This is a genomic window from Desertihabitans aurantiacus, assembly GCF_003344635.1.
Classification (GTDB): domain Bacteria; phylum Actinomycetota; class Actinomycetes; order Propionibacteriales; family Propionibacteriaceae; genus Desertihabitans; species Desertihabitans aurantiacus.
On the sequence record NZ_QPKK01000446.1, the window covers coordinates 1 to 1824 of the forward strand.

General features: G+C 73.6%; 2 protein-coding genes and 1 pseudogene. All 3 read right to left on the reverse strand.

The features are described 5' to 3' along the window. Positions 1-99: 99 nt before the first annotated feature. Positions 100-681: a MerR family transcriptional regulator gene (locus tag DVA66_RS20000; RefSeq protein WP_114561536.1), complete on the reverse strand. Its 582-nt coding sequence runs from the start codon at positions 679-681 to the stop codon at positions 100-102. A 135-nt stretch (positions 682-816) separates the two neighbouring features. Continuing rightward, positions 817-1317 (reverse strand): bifunctional nuclease family protein, encoded by a 501-nt coding sequence (locus tag DVA66_RS20005; protein WP_114561537.1) that lies wholly within the window; start codon positions 1315-1317, stop codon positions 817-819. Positions 1318-1379: 62 nt separating this feature from the next. Further along, positions 1380-1824: pseudogene (locus DVA66_RS20010) on the reverse strand (MerR family transcriptional regulator); the annotation flags it as partial.

Sequence of the window (1824 nt, forward strand, 5' to 3'; positions counted from 1 at the left end):
CAGCGGGCACACCGGCGGCCGGGTGCCCCGTCGGGGCCAGGTCAGCCGGCCGCGCGAGCGCGGCGCGTACCCAGCCAGCCGCGCGAGCGCGGCCCGTACTCAGCCAGCCGCGCGAGCTCGGCGGCGGGCGGCGAGCTCGTCGCCCTCGTGCTGGCGGGCACCCTCCTGGATGTGCTCGCTCGGCAGCTCGAGCAGGGTGCCCTCGAGGTCGCGCCAGACGCCGCCGAGGGCGATGGCGAACATGCCCTGGCCGCCGCGCAGCAGGTCGACCACCTCGGTCGGCGAGACCGCCTCGTAGATGGTGACGCCGTCGCTCATCAGGGTGACCTCGGTCAGGTCCTCCACCCCGCGGGCGCGCAGGTGCTCGATGGCCTTGCGGATCTGCTGCAGGGAGATGCCGGCGTCGATGAGGTTCTTGATGACCTTGAGGATGAGGATGTCGCGGAAGCTGTAGAGCCGCTGGCTGCCCGAGCCGCTGGCCGCGCGCACCTCGGGGGTGACCAGACCGGTGCGGGCCCAGTAGTCGAGCTGGCGATAGGTGATCCCGGCGGCCTTGCAGGCGGCGGGACCGCGGAAGCCCTCGTCCTCGGGCAGCGGGGAGAAGTTGCCGTCGAACAGGTGCTCCTGAGCACCCACCTCGGTGGTGGGCGTCGGGGTGTCACGCTCGGGAGTCTTGCTCACGGTGCCTCACTTCGCAGTGCTGATCCAGCTGAACAGTACGCCGGACGCTAGCCAGCCGCCAGACGTGGGACGCGGCCCGACACGCGACCGGGCGGCACCGCGGCCCGAACCCTCAGGCACGGGTCGAGGGTGAGGTCAGGACGACGGCCGCTCCCCCGGTGCCCCGGGCCCGCCCTCGGTCTCGAAGTCCTCGGGGCTGACCTGGTCGAGGAACTCGCGGAACTTCTCGACCTCGTCGTCCTCCTCCTCGGGCACCTCGATCCCGGCCTCGTCGAGCACCGCGTCGGCGCAGTGGATCTCCGCGCCGGTGCGCAGGGCCAGCGCGATGGCGTCGGAGGGCCGGGCGCTGACGTCGGTGCCCTCGAACTTCAGCACCGCGTAGAAGGTGCGGTCGGTGAGCTCGGTGATGTGCACCGCGACCAGCCGGTGCCCGAGCGCCTTCAACGCGTCGGCGAACAGGTCGTGGGTGAGCGGCCGGGGCGGCACCACGCCCTCCTGCGCATTCGCGATCGCCGACGCCTCACCGGCCCCGATCCAGATCGGCAGGTAGCGGTGCCCACCGACCTCGCGCAGCAGCACCATCGGCAGGTTCTGCGGCATCTCCACCCGTACTCCGACCACGTCCAGCTCGCGCATGCGGCAACCCTACGCCCCCGGCCTCGGGCCGATCCCGACCGCTCAGCGGTCCATCGCCCCCCTCAACGCTCCATCGCACTGCGCAGCAGGGCGCAGTGCGCGACGCTGACCAGCTTCACCACCTCGACGACCGCCTCCCGCCCGGCCGCCCCGCGGCGCTGGAAGGGGGCCACCGCCTGCTCGACCAGACCGGCCTCGCGGTCGGCGGCGATCTTGAACGCCCGCAGGTGCCGGGCGTCCATGCCGTAGTCGGACAGCTTGCGGGCCACCACCGCGATGGTGAGCGCGTCGCGGTCGTAGAACCCGGTGCCGCGACGGGGGGAGATGATCATCTGCCGCTCCAGCTCGACCAGGACGGCCTCGCTGAGCCCGCTGCGGCGCAGCAGCTCCGCGCGGGAGAGCCGGATCGGCGCCTGCGGCGGGCGTGGCTGGGCCGGCGCCTGGCCGGCCGTCCCCGGACGTCCCTCCGCGGCGGGCTGGGCCGCGCCGAGCCCGGGTGGCGGGCCG